This window comes from Xanthomonas sp. NCPPB 3959, assembly GCF_056675575.1.
In genome coordinates this window covers 1-21,945 of record NZ_JBWWVR010000026.1, presented here as the reverse complement: position 1 = coordinate 21,945, position 21,945 = coordinate 1, and the positions used below count along the sequence as shown (strand labels likewise).

Genomic DNA, 21,945 nt, shown 5'->3' with positions numbered 1-21,945 from the left:
GCCGCCTAAGCGCGGCGTAACACGATCCTCGCCGAGGCGTTGACGGCCGTCAATCGCTGCAAGCCTGTGAATTGCACGGCCTTCGCAGCAGTGCGGCGGCCCATGGCCATGTGCCATGCTGCATCTTTGCAGGGACAACGCGTTACGTTCGACGACGTGCGGTGTAACGAGGCAAGCCACTGAAGTTTCAAGATGCCGTCATGCGAAAGCAAGTGAGCCAACAGTAGGCCCAAGCCAACCTAACCGCCATCTTCGGCGTGCAGATACGACCTGCTCGACCTTTGTTCCGCCCGCTGCTCAAGCATCTCGCGCACGGCATGGGCGGCATCGAAGATGGCTTGTCCGAGCGTGGGCAGGGTCTGCGCCTCCAGGCACTCCGGTTTGCTCATGGCGATCACGTCGCCATGAGCGATGAGGGTGCGTAGCAGGCAATCGAGCTGGTCGCGTTGGTCCAGCGTGAGATGCAAGACGACGGCGGGGTGGTCCATCGGTGTCCTCCTCGGCGCGGGGAGCTTTGAGCGCGCACGGTGTGCGACGTGCGCGTTGCACTCGATGCGGGCGCGCACGTGCATGCTGCACGTGTGCGGCACACCGGCTCAGTCGGCGGTTGCCAGGCTGACGACCAGCTCGCCATCGCGTAGGCGGATGTGGAGTTTGCTGCCGATGGCAAAGCCCAGTTGTTCCAACCAGCGGCCACGCAGGCGCAAGGTGGGCACGCGTTGGTCGCTGGCGGGGTAGTAGCCGTAGCCGACGGTGCAGTGTTGCGGGGCACGCGGGTGGCCGGGGCGTGGGGGGCGGGCTTCGGTGCGGGGTTGGGGGATGGGGGTGCGCTCGACGTAGGGCCGCGGCTTGATCGAGGGGTCGAGCGAGTGCCAGCCGATCTCGGTGGACGGCGGCTCCGTGGCGCGCTTGCGTGCGGATGTGGAAGGGGACGTGGGTCGACGCATGGCAAAGCCCTCCTTGACGAACAGGCCCCGCCGCCGGGTGGCGACGGGATGTCGGGAGGTTAGAAACCGCTAACAGTCGGCGGGCGTATTTCCCCGAAGGGTGTTGTATTAGCCGCCCTCCCGACGCAGGCATCGCGTCGGTTGCACCCACAAGAAACTGCAGGCACAAAAAAACCCACCGGTTTGACGGAGGTGGGTACCGCTGTTAGGGGAGTTTCTACGCTCCTTGCCGAGGAGACTGCTACGCGCTGCGTGACATGTCAACCGGTTGATGCTGGCGCTCTGGAGAGTGTTGATAGAAGATCTGCACGTTGGCGTTTCACTCGGCAAAGTCAGAGCTGGGCATTGGTCAAGTGCGGGTTAGTCGATGCACATTCGCTACACTCCGACAAAGGATCTTCCAGCTGCACAAACGATGTTCCTGGATTTATCCAAGGCCCAGTAGCTGCTTCGTTGATGCCGGACGGCTGATGATAGGTCTTGGTTTGCAGTCACTGCGACTCAGGCCGTACCGCACCGGCAGGCCGTTCGCTCCCAACTCTAAACGCGCAGGGCACCGAGGTGGCATGAACGTATATTTCAAAACCAAGATTGTCGGATGTCTTTTCCTAGTCCTTTTGACAGGGTGCAACCCAATGAATGCTGCGTCTGAGAAGTACGAAAAAAACGGCGAGACCACGGCTGACGGAGACCCGGTCTATCGGAAAAATCAACATCCGACGGAAGCTTACAAGCTCACCATGACGATCGAGGATGCGCCGGGTCCGTTTGAGTGGATATCGGGCACCGCCTTTTATCAAATGACGAACCATGAGCAATGCACGCCGATAGAGCCTATTGCGGGTGTTTGGAGTAAGTCAAAAGAAGATGGGATACCCATCAATTTTCAAAAAATAGATCCGACGACATATGTGGCGACGATCTATGCAGACGGCATGGTCGATGCGGATTATTACGGAAAGGGTGTGTGTAATTTTGAACTCAATGGTGTTGGTATCTCGCTGAAAGCAACCGGAAAGCAGGCGGATACACGCTTTCAACCTGCGCTATTCAAGAGTGAAATACTAAGTTCTACCCCTAAGGTTACTTACTTCTGGAAGGGGCGCTATCCAAAAGAAGATATGGATAACTTTCCTGATGGTGGTAAGACGAATATTGATCAGTTCAACGATAGTGCACGCAACAACATATTCAAGATCACCCTGGCCGCTGAGAAGGTGGCTCCATGAGCCTTACAAGTCAGCAATATGCAGCGCTTGCGGATGATTCCTACAAGATGCCGCGTGAGACGGGCCTGATAGTAGTCCTGTCGATATTGGTGGCGTCTCTTACAAACGTCTTGAGTATATGGATCGCCCATCTGGCTATCAGGGCATCATCTATCAGCGAGCGGATACGGGCGAAATTGTTGTCGCCCACCGTGGAACCGAGTTTGATCGTCAACCAAAGCAGGATGGTCTCTACGCCGACGGCGGCATGGTTACGGGGAGACACAACCAGGCCGCCGATGCGGTTGAGCTAACGCAGCACGCGCTGAAATATGCCGAAAAATTCGGCAAGGAAGGCAAGACACCGGAAGTAACCGTTACCGGTCATTCTCTGGGCGGCAACCTCGCCCAGGTCACTGCGCACCACTTCGGCCTCAAGGGAGAGACCTTTAACGCCTATGGTGCGGTCAGCCTGGACCGGCGCATTCCGGAAGGTGGCAACGACGTGATCAATCACGTGATGGCAGGTGATGCCGTGAGTGCTGCAAGTAAGCACTATGGGCAGGTGAAGGTATACGCCGCGTCGCATGAGATCACTGCGTTGGATAGGGCTGGTTACGCCAACGACAGCAGTCTTTTGGATGCACGCAATCCGATGGTCGCAACGGACTTAGGGGATTCGCATCGGATCCACAACTTCCTACCGTTGGACGCTAACGGCAAACCGGACCGCTCAGTGTTGGAAGACCCTCAAACGCAGCTGCTGGCCCGGCAACATGCGCCGATGATCGACAAGTATCGCGGCGATGTTGAGACGTTGAGGATGGGCGTGACCTTCAATGCGAGGGTCATCCAAGGGATGAGCCTGGCGGATGGCATCGATCACTTGCGCGATCCGCTTCCCCCAGGTGCTGGACGCACGGAAATGGCTGCGACACGGTGGCAAGAGGTGCAGCAGCGCATGCAAAGCGAGGATGCGCCAGCGTATGTGCCACCGGGCTGGAAGATGCCAATTGGTGAGTCGTTGGAGCGCTGCGTTGCGCCTGCACCTGCGATGGTCTCAAACGACCCGCTGTATCGATCGATTCACAGCAAGCTACCAGAGGGCACCTCTGATGAGGTTGCAATGCACGCCACCGTCGAAGCCAAGCGCGCGGGCATCCTTCGTGACGATCAGCTGCAGAGCGTGACCCTACACCAAGGAAACATTTTTATTCTTGGCCAGACGCCGGGCTTCCGGGCCAAGGTGGATCTGTCCGAGGCCGTGCCTCCACTGCAGGAAAGCGTCCGCCAGTCTCAAGCCTTGGATGCGCAGCGGTCGCAGCAGCATACGGTTGAGCAAGCACCTACACGGTCGATGTAAAGTCGAGCCGCGAAGTGGCTTCGGCTTGAATGAATTGTTAGGCCCCACGCAGCGAGCCTTGGAGAGCTTCACATAGCTCAGAGAACCTTGCGTAGTAAGAGTCGCATGCATCGCCAGCCGAAGATAAACTAGCCATGTAAGACGCCAGATCTGATTGGCCTATGGTGCTCAAGAACTCGGCCAAGTTGAGGGCTGCCGTTGGCCGAGAATCCTCCAACGCCTCCATGTCGCCAGCATTGCGAACTGCATAGTCCACCGCCCAAAGATCGTAGACAGCGGTCTCCACCGCGCTAATACTCGTCGCTCCAAGCTGATGCTCTTTGTGGATGATTTCATCCCCGAACTCGATGAGCCACGTTTCAAGATCGCTAGTGTCTTTCATGTGAGCCCTAACGCCTGAGTTAAGCCGTGCCACGAAGCGGCATCGGCTTGAATGAATTGTTAGGCCTCATCGCTGGGCCACTCCCAGCCATCGGCTCTGCCAACATAGTCACCATGCAGCCCCATGCCGCTGAGATCAACTGGCATCGGCTGGCCATGTACGGTAAGGCCAATGCCGCGGGAGTCAATCCACCAGGTAAGTGCAGCTAATGTGTCGTGGATTGCGCTGTGCCGCTCTTGCAACAAGATCTCAGAAAGAAGTGCTCGCTGCTCTTGGGTGAGGGACGACAACAACCTGTTAAAAGCCGACCGCTCGCTCTCGACTGGAAATGGCTCGTTTGCCTCTGCGCGCTTCGCTAAAGCGCTATACATCCGAGTCTCACTAACTAGTTGATCAATGATGTCTCGGTAAATGGATGTTCGGACAGCTGAATCTATCATGAGGTCTAACGCCTGAGATAAGCCGACTGGCGAAGCCAGTTCGGCTTGAATGAATTGTTAGAGGTGGTCACTTGATGCCACAGGTGTGAGATTGGGTGCTGCTCTGCTTTACATAGCTGGCAGTGTTGCCGGTCTTTTCACTGTGCAAAAGCAGCTTGTCAAATCCTGGGGAGGAGGTTAGCTCAATGGGAATGGCGTACCCATTTGCGTTGGCGAGCAGGGATACGGACCGTCCAGAGTGCTTGTGCAAGAACTCGACGTTGCCCTTGGCGCGAATGACTAGGCCGGTGCCATCTGCCTTGAACTGCAGCGAGTCCTTTGGGCTGTTGTCGGGGTCCTCGCGGAGCACCCAAGTGCCGAAGAGCCAACTCGAAGCGGGCGCTGGGTTTTGGGTAGCCGCTGTCCCCAAAGTGGCCAGAAGTGACAGCAGCCCAACTATCAGCTTGCGAGAACTCATAACTATCTCTAACACCTGAGTTAAGACTACCTCTAACACCTGAGTTAAGCCGCGCCGGAAAGCGGCGTCGGCTTGAATGAATTGCTAGCCTGCAAGGCTGTATGGGTACAGCAGAGACAGACCAGATGATACTTTCTCAATTGACTGTTCCGCATGTGCGATCAGATTTGGATCATCAGCAGATTCGAATCGACGAATGATGTCGGCCAATTGAAGCCATTGGCCAAAATTGATCCCGAGAGTTTGAGGTGTCGCATCTGGTCCGGAATCATGATCCAAAAAAGCAACGCGCTGATCGTTGCCGGTAGAAATAAGCCAAGCGTCTCCCGTGCCCGATGTTGCAAAGACCCACCAATCTTTACCAAGTCCTGCCAGGGGCGCATCACGGCCTTCTGTCTCATTCTTGGCAGAGAGAGAGTCAAGAAAAGCGAAGTCTCCCGCAATCTCAATGAATGGAAGACTGTGGTCTTGGCTTAAATGAGGCAAATCAGAAACTGAAAGTAGCTCAAGTGCGATTGTCCGAGGATTGCGGAGTTCTAACATTGCGGTCTAGCGCCTGAATTAAGCCGAGTCGCAAAGCGGGTTCGGCTTGAATGAATTTTTAGGCCTCATACCGACGGCCCGCGAGACTCGATTGCGGCCAGCAACTGCTGTACCCGGTAAGTTGCCTGATCCAAAGGCCCTCCCGTATAGCCCAGTTGCTTGGCTTGTGCCAGAAGGTTGGTAGCTTGCTCGGTGTTCCCGTCTGCCGCAGCCAATGCAGCTAAGTTGGCATAAGGCACTGGATAGAGCTGATCAATTGCGAGCGCGCGTTCCCACGCTCGCCGAGCGGTCGACTCATTGCCTAGGTCTGCGTGAGCCACTCCAAGATTGTTGAAGCCCATAGCCTTAGCGCTTGGGGTATACAATGACCACCCAAGCCAAAGCGCCCACCTACGCCAAGGCTGGCGCTCTAGCAGAGCTATGAAAGTTTCGAACTGCCTGGCGGCATCGCTGGCTTTGCCTTGAGCGAGGTCACGTTGGCCGCGAAACAATGGCCGAAAAAATAGGCCCTGAATCCGGCCTGGGGTAAGTAAAAGAACGATTGCCACAGCAAATGCTATTCGGTCGTTGCCGGTTGCACGAATGGCGAAATACGTGGCTCCCGCAAGGAGAGCAAGTAGAACGAGATAGCTGATCTGGTAGCGGGCGACTCGTGTCATTGCTTGTGAGGCCTAACGCTGGAATTAAGCCGAGTTGCGAAGCAACTTCGGCTTGAATGAGTTGTTAGGCAGTGAGTGGCCGCAAAGGTTGGATGGTGCAACCATGCTCCCCAGCACTGCCGCCTGGGCAGAGTGTGCCACAGCTTGTGGGACGGAGCTTGCCCAGCGACGCCGCGGCGCGTGATGCCACCGAAGCCAAGTGCGACGAGCGCAGCGCGGGAACGACGTGCCAAGGCGAAGTACCAAACTTACTGCAACCAGCAACGGTGATGACTGCTGTCCGGAGCCAACCGCATGCACGCCTGCGAACTCACCGAAGCGGCAACCACCAACGCATTTGCTCCACCACGGCCTAACGCCTGAGTTAAGCCGCGCCGCGAGGCGGCGTCGGCTTGAATGAATTGTTAGGCCCCATACCCGGGAACCCAAGGGTGCGACTGGACAGCCGCGACGTGCCCACCAGAAAGAAGTCGCCAAAGTTCGAACGCGTGCTGCGGCGAAGGAAGCCGCATGTGCCACGGGCCTTCACCGGTTTCAACGTTCTCAAGGACGACGAGGCCGCTACCGAGAACGCTAGCGCACCATCCAGATTCGTGGCTGAGCGAGACATCGGGATGTTCGGGGTCCGGCGCAGCCAGGGATCCAAGCAGCTCGGACATTGCCGCCTCATCTGGCGAGATGACCGTGCTTCCCATTCTGTCGTACGCGAAATAGCTCATATGGGGCCTAACGCTTGAATTAAGCCGCGTTGCGAAGCAACGTCGGCTTGAATGAGTTGTTAGGCAGTGAGTGGCCGCATTGGTTGGATGTTGCAACCATGCTCCCCCAGCACTGCCGCCTGTACCGAGTGTGCCACAGCTTGCGAGACGGGGCTTGCCCAGCGACGCGGCCAAACAAGCCAAATGCAATGAGCGCAGCGCAGTAACAACGTGCGAGTACGAAGCACCGAACTAAAAGTAGTCGGCAACGGTGATGGCTACTGCCCGGAGCCGGCCGCATACGTGCCTGCGAACTCACCAAAGCAGGACACACCAAAGATTCTGCTCCACCACCGCCTAACGCCTGAATTAAGCCGACCCGCGAAGCGGGTTAGGCTTGAATGAATTGTTAGGCCCCAGATGAGGCCTGTCGCAGGGAAGTATCCCAAAGGACGAACCTATCCGTCTCAGGCGACCGTAGAGGAAGCAACGGGGTCGGGTCAATGCACCAACGATGAAAGACGACCAACAGTTGCCGGACGGAGCCAGCACTCACCGGATAGGTGAGCTCCAAATCTAAAGTGGTGAGCCTGCCGCGAACGTCTTTGTATTCGGGTAGCGAGTACAGCCAACCAAAAAACTGATCCTCATCCTCAGGGGCAAAGAATGTTGGACCTCGAAAGGAAATGATCATGGGGCCTAACGTCCGAGATAAGCCGACTGGCAAAGCCAGTTTGGCTTGATTGAGTTGCTAGGCCCCGAATGCCGGCTTATCTGTGCCTGGCGCAAGTGCGAGCCCGCTGAGCGACATGTTGTGCTGCTCGCTCTCTGTAGCGGTTGAGATCTCGATGTCACCAAGCCCAGACTCCGCTGAGTAGTCCGACGCAATGTGGAAGTGCTGCTCCGGGTCTTGCTGTAAGCCTTGGAGCAACTCAATCAAACGAGAAATCTCTTGCGGTAGCAAGCTAAGCCGCAGCCCATGCCATCCGTTGTTCCAGTCTTCTAGTTCAGCGTGCATGAGTATCTGTTCCGGAGCCTAACGCTAGAAATAAGCCGCGTGCCGTAGGCACGTCGGCTTGATTGACCTGTTAGGCCGCATTGTGCGCCATCGCACGCGACCGGAACAGTAGAAACTCCAGGCGGTGATTGCAGTTAGCGCAGTATAGGTCCCGTCCGATGCTGGGGCTCTCAACCTTGCGAACAAGATGCAGCAGGTAATCTGGCAGTGGACCCTCCGGCAAGCCCAAGTAGTCCGGGAAGTACGACCCAAAATCTGCATCACAGAAGTCGCAAAGAACAATCTCTTGGCCCCAAATTTCAAAAGACGTGGTACTCGTGCTCTCCGCGAATGCACTCGTCTAGCTCACGATGTACATGCCCGCAGTCGAAGCACGGGGCGACCTCAATCTCTTGCAGTTGAGCTAAGCATATGGGGCAATTGGTCATGCGGCCTAACGCTTGAATTAAGCCGAGTTGCGAAGCAACTTCGGCTTGAAGGAGTTGTTAGGCAGTGAGTGGCCGCAAAGTTTGGATGGTGCAACCATGCTCCCCAGCACTGCCGCCTAGACCGAGTGTGCCACAGCTTGCGGGATGGAGCTTGCCCCCAGCGATGCAGCGGCGCGGGATGCCACCGAAACCAAATGCAATGAGCGCAGCGTAGTAATAATGTGCGAGGGCGAAGTACCGAACTTGCCCCCTCCCCGCAACGGTGATGACTACCGCCCGGAGCCGACCGCATGCATCCCAGTCAATGCACCGAAGCCGGATGCACGAACGTGTTTGCTACACCACTGCCTAACGCCTGAATTAAGCCAGCCTGCGAAGCAGGCTCGGCTTGAATGAATTGTTAAGCCCCAACTCGATCATGTGTAACGACCTTAGTCGTCTGCACGGAAGTTTGGGTTGGCTTGGTAGCTGCCTGGAATGACTTCACCGGCTTGACTGACTTGCCATGCGCCCTTGTTAGCGTGCGGCGGTACCTCGCCGTTCGGGTCGTACTTGCCAGAGATCTCGTAGACCCAGCCGCCTGGATTGGCCTTGGCCTCCCGAATCAAGTCACCGGGAGGCATCTGTCGGTTCATGTCAGTTGCTTTAGAGAACAGTTTGCTGAGGAGCTTCATTGCGGCCTAACGCCTGAATTAAGCCGACCCGCGAAGCGGGTTCGGCTTGAATGAATTGTTAGGTGCGCGCTGCAGCGAAAACCCAGTGTAGTGACCGATACTGTCACCAAGAATGGCCATTAGCACCACAGTTGCGCTCAAGAGAATCCATGACCTCGTCTGCGGTGTACTGCTTTGCACGATATGCGTCAATGTTTGTCTGAACTATTGCACGACAATTCTTGGGCAGACCCGTCTCTCCGTAGATCGGCCTGGCATTCGGGTCGCCTTGGCAGGCGACGAGCGCTGTTGTTGCTACTAGCAGGCTAAGTATGTAGCAAATTTTCATCGCGCACCTAACGCTGGAAATAAGCCGCGTGCCTTAGGCACGTCGGCTTGATTGAATTGTTAGGCCGACGACTGAGGTGGCCGCAGTAGGGATTGAATGTATGGCGAGCTGGAGCCATCCCAGCCGCAGATGACAAATTGTCCTGAAATGAACTCATGTGGGCATTTTGGTGTGGCATACAGAACATGAGCACACTCTGGACAGAGCGAGGACATGTTTGAAGCGGTGGCGACGTATTGGCTCTCGCATTCATCGCATTTCCTCAAAATTCTGTCCATTGCGGCCTAATGCCTGAATTAAGCCGCGCCGCGAAGCGGTGTCGGCTTGAATGAATTGTTAGAGCCCATTGCGCATGCTTGGAATTGGCCGGGAAACTATTCGCTTGAGCAGGTAGGTGAGAAAGGCAAAAAGGATGATATAACCAACGAAGAATGAAATGCCATGATCATTTGGATCTTTTGGCTTGATTTCTGATGCTAGGGGCAACGCATCAAATACGAGGCATGCCGCTGAGGCGGCAATAACCGGCGCAAAAATTAATATAGCGAATATTTTCTGGTGGCGGCTCGCGCGAAACGCAAAACACGCTCCCAGGATGACATTGGAAATGATCATGGCGGGGATTGCAATGAACAGCGAAGCAAATCCTCTGAAGTCAGATGCAAACGCAGGCGAGGTAAGTAAGAGAAGGGCAATAGCTGTAAATATTCGAGCGATGTTATTCATGGGCTCTAACACCTGAGTTAAGCCGCGCCGTGAAGCGGCGTCGGCTTGGACGAATTGTTAGGCCGCACCTAGGTTGGCTGCGGCCTGCATGACCAATTCTACTGACTCAACGGAAGTCCAGGACACGTCAGGTGGTTCCAAAGAAAGGATATCGACGATGTCGCTTCCTGAGACTATGGAGTAGTGGCAAGGCGTCCGTCCGAAGGTAACCGCCTGCACAGAGTCCGCCGCCCACTCCGAGTTCTCGACTTGCAAGAAAGGGAACGTCCAGTTGCCGCCGGGTGACTTTGGTAGCTTCGGAACACCCGAGTCGCCCGGCCACTGATGGTCGAATTCCTCGTGCGTTGCCACGGCCTTGAAACCCTCGAAGCGCAAGACAAGCAACTGACCATTGCCAAAGTCTCCATCACACACAACGGTCATGGAGCCGGCGAAGTGCTGGAGGATAAAAACACCCGAAAGATACTGAGGGACGTGTTCGATCGGGCGCCAAGACTTGAACGTTTGCATGGATGTGCCTGAGCGGCCTAATGCCTGAATTAAGCCGACCCGCGAAGCGGGTTCGGCTTGAATGAATTGTTAGGCACCACCGCCGTCACCGCGACCGCTGAGCAGTGAAAGCGGCCTTGCAGGCCGTGACATGCCTCAAGAGTGACAACTATTGGTGCGCCATGTGAGATGCCCAAAACGTCTAGAACGTTCTCTGACAGCAGGTCTGTGAGCTCCAAGTCAGTGACGCCTGTAAAGCAGAGGCTCACGACAGCTGCTTTGCCAGCACCCGCATCAATGTAGTCCACTGTCAGGCGAACCGTGTCAGGTCGCTCATACGTAACAGCAACGATCTTTGCATCGGCGAAGTCAGGCCAATAGCCAAAGATTGATTCGACAATGTCAGCGTGGAGGATCATCGATGTGGTGCCTAACGCGTAAGCTAAGCGGCCTGCGCGGCCGCGGTGATGGATCGAGCGAGCAGCTTACTCCGCGCAGGTCCGCTTGAGCGCATAGTTAGACCTCTGCGCCGACAGTGCCATGGATGAAATTATGCATTGCTGTTGCCTGCGTACTAGAAAGGCCTTCTTTGTGCATCGCCTCTTGCCAGTTGAGCAAGGCCTGCTGCATCCAGGCCATGTCTTGCTTCCAGACCGGACCCATGTGCTCGATCCACAGCTCGACCTCTCTAGCCGTGTGAGCCGTTGGACGTGCGAATAGTTTTGCGATGAATAGGATGCTCTCGGCGAGCTTTTCATCGATGACATCCGCAGGACGTGACCAATGGCCAGTGCCCAAGCAGTCTGTATAGAAGCCCAATTGCTTCACATTGTCCAGAAGGCCAGGATGTTCTGAGCCTTCCGCGAAAATCGGTCGAAGCTCTTCGAGTTTTCGAGCTCCTTTTGCTACAAGATCAGGCAAGATCCATGCAGCATTTTTTTGGGTATGCGACCGATAGTCTCTCCAACAATTGCGAACGTCGTCGTCGGTTTTCGCAAGCGCGAGCGACCGAAGAATAGACACTTTTCCGGCTTCTTCGATCGCTAGTGCCGCAACAGAGACAGCGGTTGAGTAGCTGCCGCTCTTGACCAGAAGCTCGGCATCATTGGCAAGGCGCGCTGCGTTTTCGACGGCAGCATTCATGCCATCGGCCAACTGAGAAGGACTCAATCTTCCCTTATACGCTTGGAGCTTCTGGGACATTGTATGGTGAGGTCTAACGCTTGAATGAGTAGTTAGGCAGTGAGTGGCCGCGAAGGTTGGATGGTGCAACCATGCTCCCCAGCACTGCCGCCTTGACCGAGTGTGCCACAGCTTGCCAGATGGAGCTTGCCCAGCGATGCAGCGGCGCGTGATGCCACCGAAGCCAACTGCACCGAGCGCAGCGCAGGAACGACGTGCCAAAGCGAAGCACCGAACTTACCGCAACCAGCAACGGTGATGACTGCTGTCCGGAGCCAACCGCATGCACGCCTGCGAACCCACTGAAGCGGCAACCACCAACGCATTTGCTCCACCACGGCCTAACGCCTGAATTAAGCCGCGTCGCGAAGCGGCGTCGGCTTGAATGAATTGTTAGCGCCCACCTACTGCACGGCCAAGAGCAGGGTCATGCCAGCATAGTCCTGTTGCTCCAGCAGCTGCAGCCAGCGCGTCACCACAGCGTATCCCAGCAGGGCGACGGCAGCGGCCTGAAACGCCTGCGGCTGCTCATGCCCTGTAGCCGACCGCATGAGCAAAGTATGAGGCTTTTCTAAACCACGACCAGAAAGGACCTTGAGAAAGGCGTCCAAGGCATTCCGCATATCTGGGGGGCCGTAGTGCACTGCCACAAAGTCCGCCGCGAGCTTCTCAGCCTTGATAAGTACGGCGACGAATTGCCAGGTGAGCAGATCTACGGCAGCAGTTACAAAGACCGAGTCCTCGCCATACAGGTCGAGAAATGCATCCGAAAGATGAGGACCGAAGCCCCGCTCAGGGTCGATCTGGATGGTCCCGGCAGGTACGCCGGCGGGTCGTTCGCTTTGCACGTCTCGGGGATCTCGCTGTGGGCGCTAACGCTTGAATTAAGCCGAGTTGCGAAGCGGCTTCGGCTTGAATGAATGGTTAGATGGCAGCTTCATGATCTCACCGCCCAAAGGACCGAGAGCAACGCAGTGAAAAGCGACAAGTTGGCGACGAAGCGCAAGGCTACGCGATAAGTAAATGCTGCTCTCCAAGTCTGATAGAGACCATACACGCTAGCCAAGCCAGCGAGGATGCTTACCAGGAAGAGGGGCCAGCTGAAGCCAACACGCAGCACTAGGAACAACGCAGCAAGCGTCCCAGCGACAGATACTGCTGCAACGAGAATGCCTTGGGAGGTAGTGTAGGGGCGTGGTGCCATTACCATCTAACGCCTGAGTTAAGCCGCGCCGCGAAGCGGCGTCGGCTTGAATGAATTGTTAGGACTCATCACGAGTATCGCGCCGGTAGTGGTGCCTTAGCCTGGATAGCCTCAAGCACTGCGTCTGGATTGCTCTGGCAACAATAGCGGAAATACAAAGATGGCTCCTTGCCCTTGAACAGATCGGCCGCGCTTGTCTCAGGATGAATCAAAAGCCTGGGCTGATGCCACTGTTGGGCCATAACGCCAATGGGGCTTTCAGAGCCAGCAACATCAATTAGCCATGTAGCTTGCCCTTCAGAAATGTCTGCCAGCGGGCAAGCGTGCCAAGCAGCGGCTAGCACCTCTAGGATATTGGAGGATGCCGCAATGGAAAACGTTGCTCGGTGTGAGTCACAGTCATCTCCAGCGCAAACGCTGTCTCGGTCTGCTGTGATTTGGATTACGACAGCCTCTGACATGAGCCCTAACGCCTGAATTAAGCCGAGCCGCGAAGCGGGTTCGGCTTGAGTGAATTGTTAGCGCGCTCTTTGCTGCTCGAGCCAAAGCGCGCGAACCATTTCGTCGCCAGTGGGGCCCAGATTTTCGTCTCTCCGCTGCAGATACTGCACCACGCTCTTGCCGAAGCGGCCACCTTGGCGGTTCTGTTTGGGCTCCGCCGCGTGGATAAGAATTGCCTCGATGTGATTTAAGACCTGCGGCAGAGTGGAATGCGCGCCATCGGCTTCGGCAGCAAGATCGCCGTTGGCCTTCACCTTTCGAATTCCGAACCAAGAAAATTGATTCCATCGACCCGCAAGTGAGTCACGAGTGTGCTGCTTCAAACGAGCGAAAAGCTTTTGGTTTCCCGCACCAGCTTGTCCAACGTAGACCATCTGGTAATCGGCGTACAGGACGTAGACGCCTGACTGCTCCCGAAAATTAATCTCATTCGCTGTCAAGTTTTTCGCCGGAACTCCGAGCAGAGTTCCGGCATTGCTGCCGGCTCCCCAGAAAACGTCCTTCTCTGACCAGTACGAGCTGTAGTTCTTGATGAGCATCTGAGCCTCCCTGATATAAGCGCTAACGCCTGAATTAAGCCAACCCGCGAAGCGGGTTCGGCTTGAATGAATTGTTAGGCGCCAACCTACGGCACAAACCCGGCAGGAAGCAACCTGACCTCCGTGGCCATGCAAATGCCGTTGCCGCCGGACAGCGGTCGCACTCCCAAGATGGTGCCGTGAGGCGCAAGCTCTGCTTGGACAATGACCACAGGTTGCTCGGAGCCATCCTCAAGTGACTGGATTGCACAGCAAGGCAGGGCCATTGGGGCGGCGGCGGAATCACCCTGTACGTAGAAGACTGCGGAGCCAGCAGCGACGTCGGCCTCCGTAGCCGGACGGCCGACAACACAGGGCGTGTTGTGCCACTCACTTTCTGCGATTGAACCCCAAAGATCGGCCATGTTTGTTGTGGCGCCTAACGCCTGAATTAGGCCGAGCCGCGAAGCGACTTCGGCTTGAATGAATTGTTAGGCCGCTGCTCTTGGTTACTCATATAAATCTTTGTAGGGAGGCGGGAGCGGCAATTTAGGGAGGCGTGGGATTGGTGGAATTGGGGGCATGGGCGGAATGGGCGGGGTGGGGGGGATTATCGGAAGTTTTGGATGCGATATTGTATTTCTGACGACGCGATCGTCGTCAAGGATGAAGCCGATGTGCCGACCATCTTTTGAGTAGATCTCGTTACCAGGGCGTATAACACCAATCCATCTGCAATGAGTGTCAAATAAGTGGCCGTTTGCAACAAACGCCACGTATTTGCCGCGAGTATTAAAAAGATATCGAGCCTTCATGACGGCTGGCGGCGCAGGGCAAAGTAGAGGCCTGCCGCAGTGAGCGCGACACCTACAATAAGCGATGCAATTCCGGGCCAAGTGGTATTGCTGGTGAGCAGGTTTACGCCAAAACCAATGCTGATATTGCTCGTGGCTAAAAGAACTGCGGACGTTACTGCATCTGCTTTTTGGCGAGTGTAAGCAGCCACGTAGGTTTCAAGAGTGTTGTTGGTGTTCTTAAGTGCACCGTTTTCATCTACTAGCTGGCGGTAATAGTGAAGGAGCATCTTTATTGCTACGGGATTGTTGTTTAGTTCATCGGCAGTCAATCCGGCCAACTCGTCAGTGGACAAGCCAAGAATCGAGTTCTTGCTTTTTGATTCCGTTGAGTCGAACATGAGTGAGGCTCTTTACTGATTGGTGGCGAGCGGCTGGAGCGGCCTAACGCTTGAATTAAGCCGAGTTGCGAAGAAACTTCTGCTTGAATGAGTTGTTAGGCCTAGGCCACGAGGATCTCTCTTGCTTTATTTATGAAGTAAGCACGAAGCTCATCGTCTGGGATGAATTGGTTAGCGCGATGTTCCACTTCAAGCATGGAGCGATACTCCTCTTTCGCCAAGAGGTCGCTCAGATATGCGTCTGCCTCGGACTCGCTTTCGATTCTGTATGACTCGATCATTTTTGATCCTTCTGCTTAACACCTGAGTTAAGCCGCCACGGTTTGCGGCGGCAGCACAGTCACAATCCTGCGAGAATTTGTCGACGCCGCGAATCGAGGTCGGCTTGAACGAATAGTTAGGACTGACCGCGATTACTCCCCGTCGAATTGCATGGGTGCGGTGAAGTCAGTGACCACAAATGGAATATATGACTCCTCGGTGTTGTGCTCGACATCTTTTGCAGGGAGAGCAATAACGCCGAAATCGAACTCAGCTTTCGATGGATCTAGCGACACATGATAAGGCTGACGCGTTAGCGCGTATCGCGTGAACGAGGCCAACTCCTCTGAATGAAAGGAAAGAAGTTTGTCTAGCTGAGCTCCATTAAAGTCAAGCGACATCACCATTTCTACATCGCCAGGGACTGTGGTATTGGTTGTGTACTTATCATCTTCAACCCGCATGATGAAGCAACTCTTGCAGAAAGGTGCGATAAAGCGGGTTTCACTATCCGCTCCAATTCGGCGCAGATAGATGCCGAAGTCAGGAGCGTATTCGACTAGCGCCGGGTTACCTTGCGCGAAGCTATTTAGCATGCGGTAAAGCTTATTCCAATATGAGTCAATTTCAGAAAGTCGGAATCGCAAAATCGGATCGAATTTTCTAATTTCGTAAAGGACGAATTCGTGCCCATTGCAGAGCGCATACAGCTCTGCACGAATTTCTGGATGGATTGCGTAGCTGTACGCCTGTTCGACATGCGAGCTTTTTACGACATCCTCCGTCGGCGCCTTCGCGTCTAGAATCCATAAGGGCTTGCCCCTAGACATGAACACGTAGTCCGGAATGATGGATATCTTCCGCGGCTGCGAGCCAATCGAAACGTAAGGGTGCACGAGCGCTTTGCTGCGGACGACCTTTGAATCTCCGATAGGTGCGTATCCCAACGCCTTGATCAGTGGCACCAGAAGTTCCTCTCTTACGGAGTCCTCCTTGAAGTCGGGATCGCTAAGAGCAGAGAAGTCGAAACTCGTGAACATGTCTGTCAGTCCTAACATCTGAATTAAGCCGCGTCGCTAAGCGGCGTCGGCTTGAATGAATTGTTAGGCCTCATTTGCGGGCCAAACCTCGACCAAGTCACCGTCGACAAAGCCGACACATACCGCGGTAGCGATGCGAAGTACGCTTGCCTGTGAGGTAGATGAGTTCTCAATAAAAGATCTGACCTCTTTAGTCACGTACGCCAGTGCTTGTTCCCACTCGGTGCCCGCGACAGAGCGTGCGAGTACGAACTCGAGTGGTTGAGACGACCATAACTCAGGTGGACAAGCCCACTCAGGATCATCTTGGTCGTAAGTGCCAGCTCCAATCAACTCTACGATCCAGTCGCCGCATTCCGCCAAGTTGAAGTTGTAAGCCACGACTCCATCGGGAGTGCTGGATGGTACGGCTTGCTGTAGCCAGTTGGAGAAGGACAAAGTTTGGGATTCTGTCATGAGACCTAACGCTTGAATTAAGCCGAGTTGCGAAGCAACTTCGGCTTGAATGAGTTGTTAGGCAGTGAGTGGCCGCAAAGGTTGGATGGTGCAACCATGCTCCCCAGCACTGCCGCCTGGGCAGAGTGTGCCACAGCTTGCGGGATGGAGCTTGCCCGCGGATGCAGCGGCGAGCGATGCCACCGAAGCCAAATGCAATGAGCGCGGCGCAGTAACAACGTGCGGGCACGAAGCCCCGAACGCCGCAGCCCACAACGGTGATGACTGCCGCCCGGAGCCGGCCGCATGCATGCCAGTCAGCGAACCGAAGCAGGAGCCAACAACGCGTTTGCTCCACCACTGCCTAGCACCTGAGTTAAGCCGAGCCGCGAAGCGGCCTCGGCTTGAATGAATTGTTAGGTGCCGACCGATTAGGGCACATAGACCAGATGAACTCTAACCGAGAAGACAGGAGCGTCGGTTACGTGGGCATGGAGCACTAGATCGCTCCGACCCTCTCCTTGGGTCCACAGGTCAATAAGCGTGTCCCAGTGGCTACCGGTCCATATGCAAACAGAAGACTCCCAAGTCTCGTCCGGCAGGGTTGTCAATGTGGCGCCATAGCTGCGGATGTAGCGTTGAATCCGAGTGGCCGTCTCAGTTGAGACTGGCTCGACTCCTGGAATTCCTTCCAGACGATGGTCGGCAGTCGTAAAGGCAGCCACGACTTCCCGAAATGTCTGCCGCCAATGATTTGGGATTGGTCGTTGTTCGCTTTCGTCGCTCATGCTGCAATCACTGAGGTGCGGCGCCTAACGCCTGATTAAGTCGACCCGTGAAGGGGGGGTGGCTTGAATGCTCTTTAAGTGCCAAGCCCGACCAAAGAATCAGCATCGGGAATGCCAAAGGCCTTGGCCAATGCTAATGCATTGGGACGAATTCGCTCCGGAGAATCCTTGTCAAAGGGCGTAGGGAACCCGCTGAGGTTGTAGAGGGTCTTGGCACAGACCTCCTCAAAGCAGTACTGGGTATTGCTCAGGCGGTCACCGGCTCGCTCTGCGGCCAAAGTCTTGGAACGAATCCTCTGAAACAACTTGTGCCCCTCAGACCACTGGTTTGGCTCTGCAGCCATCGTATCGAGGGCCAATAAGGTCTCGCGGTCATTGCAACGCGGCAGGAACAACCAAACGAGCTGTTGGATCTCTGCTGCAGTTTGCGTTGCTGTCGCCATTGTGGCTTAACGCCTGAGTTAAGCCGAGCCACAAAGCGGCTTCGGCTTGAATAAATTGTTAGACCGCACGCTGCTTAAGAACGGTCGGTTCAGTGTGCGAAGCTTGCCACAGCTGTAGGCGGTAGTGATCTTGGCCATCAAGCCCGTCCTCCGACAGCGAGCAAAGGCCGGAAGAAGAGAGACGGACTCTGTACTCGCCAGGCGCCACGTCGAAGCGTGCCGCGTCAGGCAAGTAGTCCGTGCAGCCAGCCACAACGAGCGGGCCTTTTGTGATCGCGAGTGAGCCCTCTACAACATGATCGAATTCCATGAAGTCAGCAGACGGAGCTGAATCTAGGAACTCAAGCGTAACTGGTACGCACATGTTGCGCGCAGTGCCGATTCCGACCACGCCCAGTGAGACAGCGAACATGCGTTGAGTGGCTATTGGACTCCACGCATCCGACAGGTCGCCGCTCGCTCCCTCGTCCTGTAGATAGAACTGGAAGTAGTCAGCAAATAGTTCGAGAGTGTGTGATTGCATCAGTCCTGTCTAACGCTGGAATTAAGCGGCGGCGGAGCCGTCCGCGTGGATGAGTGGTTAGGACTTACGCCGCATGCCAAAGCGTGCCCGATAAGCGTATGCCGCACCTGGAACACCGATAAACAAGAGATACAAGCAAGCGTTTAGAACTGATGGCTGACTGCGCGCACCAAGCCAAGTTGGGGCGCTAGAAAGCTCGACCACAAGGTACCAGATGCCAAGACCGAAGATGGTGCAGCCAATGAGGCTGCCAATGAATTGCCTGACTCGGCCTTGAGTAAAGCAGGCAAGGGCGAGTAGCAAGCAAAAAGCGGCAAACAAGTAGAAATAAATCGCCTTGTCGGTAGGCGGCGCAACAACGACCATGACGGCGCAAAACAGCATGGCAAAGACGCCAAGGAGCAGTCTCGCACCAAGGCTGAGGCCGTGATTGATGGTCCTTTCAGCTTCCTGATGCATGGCTGCAATCCTTTTAGCCCCTAACGCCTGAATTAAGCCGGCCCGCGAAGCCGGTTCGGCTTGAATGAATTGTTAGGCCACACGCCGCCGCCCCGTGAGCGCACCAATGCCACCGCCAATGAGCCCGTAAATTGCGCCCAAGACTACGACGAACGTCGCAGTGTAGAGCCAAACCGACAGGGTAAGAGTGCCTGCGGCAAGGCGGCCTGGACCAATGGCCCAAGAGACGGCCCAGCCAAGCGTTGCATCAGTGATGCCCATAGCTAAACCGAGCAAAACTGCAGCCCAGAACCCAAACTTACGAGCAGCGAAGAATGCAAATGCGATGTAGAGAATAGCGGATCCGAAGGCTGCGTAAGTGTAAGGAAAGCCAAGCACCAGAGACGCGAGAGATGCGACCGCATCAAACACGACCACCGCCAAACACGATAATGCGAAGAATTTGAGAGATTGCAACAGAGTCCCCTGTACGGCCTAACGCCAGAATTAAGCCGCGCCGCACCGCTGTGTCGGCTTGAATGAATTGTTAGGCATCACGGCAAGGCTACTCTGTTGGAATGGCGTACTGGGCTTGCCTGACACAAGACTCCGCTTCGCTCCTGCTCTTGAACTGATCCACGGTGAGTACGCCCCAGCCGTGGCCCGTCATTCCTACCCAGATGATTGGGACTTCATCGGCGCGGGTGTCCAGATTTAGCACGCCACTTTTCCCGCCAGGGTTGTGCTCGATGTAGACGCTATGAGGGCCAGGTTCTACAACGACATGGGCGAAGTTGTTTGGCTTCAAGGTTCCGATCGGCTTATTGTCAACGATTGCAGTTGTGCGGTTGCCTGCTCCGACAAACGCGGCTTTCTCTCGACATACGTACAGGCTAACTCTCCCGGGAACAGGCTGCAGTTCGCGCAACGTAGCTTCGGCGCTCTTGTCTCCGTATGTCACCGTCGCGCATCCGGACATGGTGGTGACGACTAGCCCAGCTGCTACAGCATGTTGGATCTTCATCAGAGTTCCCCCTGAGGCTTGACGAGGCCTAACGCCTGAATTAAGCCGAGTTGCGAAGCAACTTCGGCTTGAATGAGTTGTTAGGCAGTGAGTGGCCGCGAAGGTTGGGTGGTGCAACCATGCTCCCCAGCACTGCCGCCTGGGCAGAGTGTGCCACAGCTTGTGGGATGGAGCTTGCCTAGCGACGCCGCGGCGCGTGATGCCACCGAAGCCAAGTGCGACGAGCGCAGCGCGGGAACGACGTGCCAAGGCGAAGCACCAAACTTACCGCAACCAGCAACGGTGATGACTGCTGTCCGGAGCCAACCGCATGCACGCCTGCGAATTCACCGAAGCGGCAACCACCAACGCATTTGCTCCGCCACTGCCGAACACCTGAGTTAAGCCGCGCCGCGAAGCGGCGTCGGCTTGGACGAATTGTTAGGGCGCGACATTGATGAGCCCGAGACCCGACAATGTGGCCACGCCGCCGAGCCCCAGCGCTAGTGCCGCATAGAAAAAAGCCATGACACGCCCTTTCGGGCTGGACCAATGTTCGCAGACCCAGATAATTGCGCGTAAGAAGAATGTCTTGTGGCTGTAGAAGTAGCTGGCGAGAAACATGGCGCCCCACGCCATCAGGTAGAGTCCCAACAGTACGGTGCTAGGGCCCGTGCGCATTGGGCCTGGCTTGAATCCGGCGAGCAAAGTGCTGACAAGGAGGACGCCCAGAATGGCGATAAGCGACACGCCTAGTGCGATGCCGGGCTCGTTTTCAGTTGGATTCGGCTGCATCGAACTTACCAGAGCGCCCTAACGCCTGAATTAAGCCGACCCGCGAAGCGGATTCGGCTTGAATGAATTGTTAGGGCGCTGCCTCACTGACGTCCCCGCATGTTGCTTACCTTGACCAGTTTGGTGACCGTGAGGACACGCTTGCATACGCCTAGATTGCCGTAGTTGCCCTCGGGCCCGAGCGTGCCCTGCACAATGATATGTGAGGTGCCCCAGCGCTCCGGCAGCTCAGCCCTGGACATGTCCCCGTTGATACACCATTGCTCGCTCTTGCCAGCAGGTGTCAGGTAGGCAAACTCAAAGTTGTAGAAGTACTATCCTGAGTAGGTGTCTCCGTCACTCGATGTGCTAGCACAGCCGATGCAAAATAACGAAAGAAAAACTATCAAACCTAATCGATGTCTCATGCCGCGCCCTAACGCTTGAATGAGTTGTTAGGCAGTGAGTGGTCGAAACGGTTGAGACCTCAACCGTGCTCCCCAGCACTGCCGCCTGGACCGAGTTTGCCACAACTTGTGGGATGGAGCTTGCCCAGCGATGCAGCGGCGCGTGATGCCACCGAAGCCAACTGCAACGAGCCCAGCGCGGGAACGACATGCCAAGGCCAAGTACCAAACTTACCGCAACAAGCAACTGTGATAACTGCTGTCCGGAGCCAACCGCATGCATGGCCTGCTAACTCACCGAAGCGGCAACCACCAACGCATTGCTCCACCACTGCCTAACGCTTGAATTAAGCCGACACGCGAGGCGTGTTCGGCTTGAATGAATTGTTAGCGCCCAATGTAACGCGCCACGGCTACTCGCTTTTGGCGTCAGTGTTAGGGCAGGCCTGGGAAGAGCCGTATGTTTCTTTTACTGCGTAGTACGCCAACAACCCTGCCGGTGCTTCACGATCGAACAGTGTCGGATGCTCTACCCCAAGTGCGATAATTTTGCGCGCAACATCCTGGAATGCGTAATTCTTGGGAACGCAGATTTGTCCGCCGTAAATGGACGAGGGCGACATGCTCGCGGCCATGTCAGCAGCGCCCATGACATAGAAGAAGCAGCTCTGAACCTTCTTTGGCTCGCCCACAGGTTGTGGGCCTTCCTCTAGCTTTTCAACGGTGTGTTTACAGGCGTCGTAGAGGTCTCGTGCTGAAAAGCCTTGCGGGGTAGAAGCCCATGCGTTGCCCGGGACAGAGCAAACAAAAGTTGCTGCGAGTAGACCTGTGAGGAGCTTCATGTCTGAGAGCCTTGACAGTTGATCTTGGGCG

At 55.7% G+C, this 21,945-nt stretch carries 26 protein-coding genes and 1 pseudogene; 2 read left to right on the top strand and 25 right to left on the bottom strand.

Going from position 1 to position 21,945, the window contains the following annotated elements:
• Positions 1-239: 239 nt before the first annotated feature.
• Both AC1KVG_RS20715 and AC1KVG_RS20710 read right to left on the bottom strand, forming a co-directional pair.
• Complete coding sequence (locus tag AC1KVG_RS20715; protein ID WP_481095664.1) at positions 240-488, bottom strand: hypothetical protein; 249 nt, start codon at positions 486-488, stop codon at positions 240-242.
• A 108-nt stretch (positions 489-596) separates the two neighbouring features.
• Complete coding sequence (locus AC1KVG_RS20710; protein ID WP_481095663.1) at positions 597-947, bottom strand: SymE family type I addiction module toxin; 351 nt, start codon at positions 945-947, stop codon at positions 597-599.
• A gap of 566 nt (positions 948-1,513) precedes the next feature.
• Here AC1KVG_RS20710 and AC1KVG_RS20705 point away from each other — a divergent pair.
• Positions 1,514-2,176, top strand: a complete 663-nt coding sequence (locus AC1KVG_RS20705; RefSeq protein ID WP_481095662.1) for a hypothetical protein — start codon at positions 1,514-1,516, stop codon at positions 2,174-2,176.
• Positions 2,173-3,518, top strand: a pseudogene (locus AC1KVG_RS20700) (Tle-like phospholipase domain-containing protein). Before AC1KVG_RS20705 ends, AC1KVG_RS20700 begins: the two are co-directional and overlap by 4 nt.
• A 37-nt stretch (positions 3,519-3,555) precedes the next feature.
• On the opposite strand, the gene AC1KVG_RS20695 reads toward AC1KVG_RS20700, so the two are convergent.
• The 23 genes from AC1KVG_RS20695 to AC1KVG_RS20585 all read right to left on the bottom strand — a co-directional run.
• Positions 3,556-3,900 (bottom strand): hypothetical protein, encoded by a 345-nt coding sequence (locus AC1KVG_RS20695; protein ID WP_481095661.1) that lies wholly within the window; start codon positions 3,898-3,900, stop codon positions 3,556-3,558.
• Between the two features lie 59 nt (positions 3,901-3,959).
• The gene (locus AC1KVG_RS20690) at positions 3,960-4,340 is read right to left on the bottom strand and encodes a DUF6547 family protein (protein WP_481095660.1); all 381 of its coding nucleotides are present in this window, start codon (positions 4,338-4,340) and stop codon (positions 3,960-3,962) included.
• Between the two features lie 67 nt (positions 4,341-4,407).
• Positions 4,408-4,797: a hypothetical protein gene (locus AC1KVG_RS20685; RefSeq protein ID WP_481095659.1), complete on the bottom strand. Its 390-nt coding sequence runs from the start codon at positions 4,795-4,797 to the stop codon at positions 4,408-4,410.
• Between the two features lie 84 nt (positions 4,798-4,881).
• Positions 4,882-5,340, bottom strand: coding sequence for a hypothetical protein (locus AC1KVG_RS20680; RefSeq protein ID WP_481095658.1), 459 nt, complete (start codon positions 5,338-5,340; stop codon positions 4,882-4,884).
• A 3,234-nt stretch (positions 5,341-8,574) separates the two neighbouring features.
• Positions 8,575-8,817, bottom strand: a complete 243-nt coding sequence (locus AC1KVG_RS20675; protein ID WP_481095657.1) for a hypothetical protein — start codon at positions 8,815-8,817, stop codon at positions 8,575-8,577.
• A 664-nt stretch (positions 8,818-9,481) separates the two neighbouring features.
• Positions 9,482-9,871: a hypothetical protein gene (locus AC1KVG_RS20670; RefSeq protein ID WP_481095656.1), complete on the bottom strand. Its 390-nt coding sequence runs from the start codon at positions 9,869-9,871 to the stop codon at positions 9,482-9,484.
• A 57-nt stretch (positions 9,872-9,928) separates the two neighbouring features.
• Positions 9,929-10,381: a hypothetical protein gene (locus AC1KVG_RS20665; protein ID WP_481095655.1), complete on the bottom strand. Its 453-nt coding sequence runs from the start codon at positions 10,379-10,381 to the stop codon at positions 9,929-9,931.
• A gap of 29 nt (positions 10,382-10,410) precedes the next feature.
• Complete coding sequence (locus tag AC1KVG_RS20660) at positions 10,411-10,779, bottom strand: Imm50 family immunity protein (RefSeq protein ID WP_481095654.1); 369 nt, start codon at positions 10,777-10,779, stop codon at positions 10,411-10,413.
• 97 nt (positions 10,780-10,876) lie between these two features.
• Positions 10,877-11,563 (bottom strand): AbiV family abortive infection protein, encoded by a 687-nt coding sequence (locus AC1KVG_RS20655; RefSeq protein WP_481095653.1) that lies wholly within the window; start codon positions 11,561-11,563, stop codon positions 10,877-10,879.
• A gap of 383 nt (positions 11,564-11,946) precedes the next feature.
• A complete protein-coding gene (locus tag AC1KVG_RS20650; RefSeq protein ID WP_481095652.1) occupies positions 11,947-12,390 on the bottom strand; it encodes a hypothetical protein in 444 nt (147 codons plus the stop codon).
• Positions 12,391-13,264: 874 nt separating this feature from the next.
• Complete coding sequence (locus tag AC1KVG_RS20645; RefSeq protein WP_481095651.1) at positions 13,265-13,786, bottom strand: GIY-YIG nuclease family protein; 522 nt, start codon at positions 13,784-13,786, stop codon at positions 13,265-13,267.
• A 488-nt stretch (positions 13,787-14,274) separates the two neighbouring features.
• Positions 14,275-14,580, bottom strand: coding sequence for a 4-fold beta flower protein (locus AC1KVG_RS20640; protein ID WP_481095650.1), 306 nt, complete (start codon positions 14,578-14,580; stop codon positions 14,275-14,277).
• Complete coding sequence (locus AC1KVG_RS20635) at positions 14,577-14,960, bottom strand: hypothetical protein (RefSeq protein WP_481095649.1); 384 nt, start codon at positions 14,958-14,960, stop codon at positions 14,577-14,579. The genes AC1KVG_RS20640 and AC1KVG_RS20635 overlap by 4 nt, the downstream gene beginning before the upstream one ends.
• A 101-nt stretch (positions 14,961-15,061) precedes the next feature.
• Entirely contained in the window at positions 15,062-15,241 is a 180-nt protein-coding gene (locus tag AC1KVG_RS20630) for a hypothetical protein (protein ID WP_116891340.1), read from the bottom strand.
• A 132-nt stretch (positions 15,242-15,373) separates the two neighbouring features.
• Positions 15,374-16,261, bottom strand: a complete 888-nt coding sequence (locus AC1KVG_RS20625; RefSeq protein ID WP_481095648.1) for a hypothetical protein — start codon at positions 16,259-16,261, stop codon at positions 15,374-15,376.
• Between the two features lie 866 nt (positions 16,262-17,127).
• Positions 17,128-17,484: a DUF7668 domain-containing protein gene (locus AC1KVG_RS20620; protein ID WP_481095647.1), complete on the bottom strand. Its 357-nt coding sequence runs from the start codon at positions 17,482-17,484 to the stop codon at positions 17,128-17,130.
• A 74-nt stretch (positions 17,485-17,558) separates the two neighbouring features.
• Positions 17,559-17,927: a hypothetical protein gene (locus AC1KVG_RS20615; protein ID WP_481095646.1), complete on the bottom strand. Its 369-nt coding sequence runs from the start codon at positions 17,925-17,927 to the stop codon at positions 17,559-17,561.
• 58 nt (positions 17,928-17,985) lie between these two features.
• Positions 17,986-18,450 carry a hypothetical protein gene (locus AC1KVG_RS20610; RefSeq protein WP_481095645.1) on the bottom strand — a complete coding sequence of 155 codons (465 nt, stop codon included), beginning with the start codon at positions 18,448-18,450 and terminating at the stop codon, positions 17,986-17,988.
• 57 nt (positions 18,451-18,507) lie between these two features.
• Positions 18,508-18,909: a hypothetical protein gene (locus tag AC1KVG_RS20605; protein ID WP_481095644.1), complete on the bottom strand. Its 402-nt coding sequence runs from the start codon at positions 18,907-18,909 to the stop codon at positions 18,508-18,510.
• A 72-nt stretch (positions 18,910-18,981) separates the two neighbouring features.
• Positions 18,982-19,365: a hypothetical protein gene (locus AC1KVG_RS20600; RefSeq protein WP_481095643.1), complete on the bottom strand. Its 384-nt coding sequence runs from the start codon at positions 19,363-19,365 to the stop codon at positions 18,982-18,984.
• A gap of 88 nt (positions 19,366-19,453) precedes the next feature.
• Positions 19,454-19,912, bottom strand: coding sequence for a DUF2846 domain-containing protein (locus AC1KVG_RS20595; protein ID WP_146098511.1), 459 nt, complete (start codon positions 19,910-19,912; stop codon positions 19,454-19,456).
• 420 nt (positions 19,913-20,332) lie between these two features.
• Positions 20,333-20,686, bottom strand: a complete 354-nt coding sequence (locus tag AC1KVG_RS20590) for a hypothetical protein (RefSeq protein WP_481095642.1) — start codon at positions 20,684-20,686, stop codon at positions 20,333-20,335.
• Positions 20,687-21,485: 799 nt separating this feature from the next.
• A partial coding sequence (locus tag AC1KVG_RS20585) for a Rap1a/Tai family immunity protein (RefSeq protein WP_481095641.1) occupies positions 21,486-21,945 on the bottom strand: 460 nt, incomplete at its 5' end.